At 61.9% G+C, this 1770-nt stretch carries 2 protein-coding genes; both read left to right on the forward strand.

Annotated features, from left to right (window positions below; translation table 11 throughout):
- Positions 1 to 352, forward strand: a 352-nt coding sequence (locus APH36_RS30295) for a phosphopantetheine-binding protein (RefSeq protein WP_156342243.1), incomplete at its 5' end; no start/stop codon positions are given.
- A gap of 11 nt (positions 353 to 363) precedes the next feature.
- On the forward strand, positions 364 to 1770 hold a 1407-nt coding region (locus APH36_RS30300), incomplete at its 3' end, for a condensation domain-containing protein (protein ID WP_256219380.1).

Genomic DNA, 1770 nt, shown 5'->3' on the forward strand with positions numbered 1-1770 from the left:
GGATGCCAGCGTGCTGCAGGACAGCTACGTGGCCCCGTGCAGCGAGCTGGAGCAACAGATCGCGGCGATCTGGGCAGACGTGCTGAAACTCGAAAGGGTCGGCCTGAACGATGGCTTCTTCGCCCTGGGTGGCCATTCGCTATCGGCCACCCAGGTGATCGTGCGTGTTCGCGAGGCGACAGGCATCGACGCCACCTTGAAGGAGCTGTTCGAGCATCCCCTGCTGGCGGATTTCTCTTGTCGCCTCGAAGAGAAAAATCAGCAAATCGATCCGATTCAGGCAGAACTGGCTAAATCGCTGGAGGCGCTCAAACGTCTAACCACGGAGGAAATTGATGAACTGATTTCATAGGGGATACATCAGTGCAAGCGTTGCTCGACTCCGTCAAATCGTTGTCCACCAAAGAGCGTCACGCTCTGGCCATGCTCCTGAAGCGTCAGGGAATCAACTTGTACGGAGTCGCGCCGATCCCTGCGAGAGCGCCGGGGGAAGCGCTGGCGTTGTCCTACGCCCAGCAGCGGCAATGGTTTCTCTGGCAAATGGACCCCCAGGGTAGCGCGTACAACATTCCGGTCGCCCTGCGTCTGAAGGGCGATCTTGACCTTCGGGCGCTGCAGGCCAGCTTCGATGCCCTGATCGCGCGACACGAAACCCTGCGTACCACCTTTCACCTCGACAGCGACCAGCCGGTACAGGTGATTCACCCCGAAGCGCCCGTCGAGCTGGTCATCGATACACTCAAGGCCGTCGACGTCGATACCAGCGCGGCATTGAAGGCATGGGTCGAGCAGGAAGTTCAGCAGCCATTCGACCTTGAGCAGGGGCCCTTGCTGCGGGTCAAGCTGCTGCGTCTGGCGGCGGATGACCATGTACTGGTGCTGACCCTGCACCACATCGTCTCCGATGGCTGGTCGACACCGATCATGGTCGACGAGCTGGTGCGTTTCTACGAGGCCGGCAAGTCCGGGCAGGCGCTGCAATTGCCGCCGCTCCCTGTGCAGTATGCCGACTACGCGTTGTGGCAACGGCAGTTCATGGAAGCGGGTGAACGCGAGAAGCAACTGGGCTACTGGACGGCCCATCTGGGGGACGAACAGCCGGTACTGGAATTGCCGCTGGACCGTCCGCGCGGTGCAGTGCAGAGCCATGCAGGTGCACGCCTCGACATCGCCATTGACGATGCGCTGGCAGATTCGCTGAAGCAGTTGGCCAAGCGCCAGGGCGTGACGCTGTTCACCTTGCTGCTGGCAAGCTTCCAGGCGTTGTTGCACCGCTACAGCGGGCAGAACGACATCCGCGTCGGCGTCCCGATCGCCAACCGCAATCGCAGCGAAGTCGAGGGGCTCATCGGCTTCTTCGTCAACACCCAGGTCCTCAAGGCCGAATTCGACCTGAGCACCACCTTTGACGAGCTCGTCGCGCACGTTCACCAGGCCGGGCTGGGCGCACAGGCGCATCAGGACCTGCCGTTCGAGCAACTGGTCGAAGCCCTGCAGCCAGAGCGCAGCCTCAGCCATAGCCCGTTGTTCCAGGTGATGCACAACCACGGCAGCGAGGGCAGGGGCCAGACGCGGCGCCTGCCAGGCTTGACCCTGGAGGCGCTCGACTGGGAAATCCATACCACTCAGTTCGACCTTGCATTGAACACTGTCGAGCATGAACACGGCATCGGTGCGTTCCTGACCTACGCAACGGCCTTGTTCGATGAAGCCACCATCGCCCAGCTTGCCGGGCACTGGCAGGGCCTGTTGGCCGCCATCGTCGCCCAC

Origin of the sequence: Pseudomonas sp. NBRC 111133 (assembly GCF_001320605.1) — a bacterium.
Classification (GTDB): Bacteria; Pseudomonadota; Gammaproteobacteria; order Pseudomonadales; family Pseudomonadaceae; genus Aquipseudomonas; species Aquipseudomonas monteilii.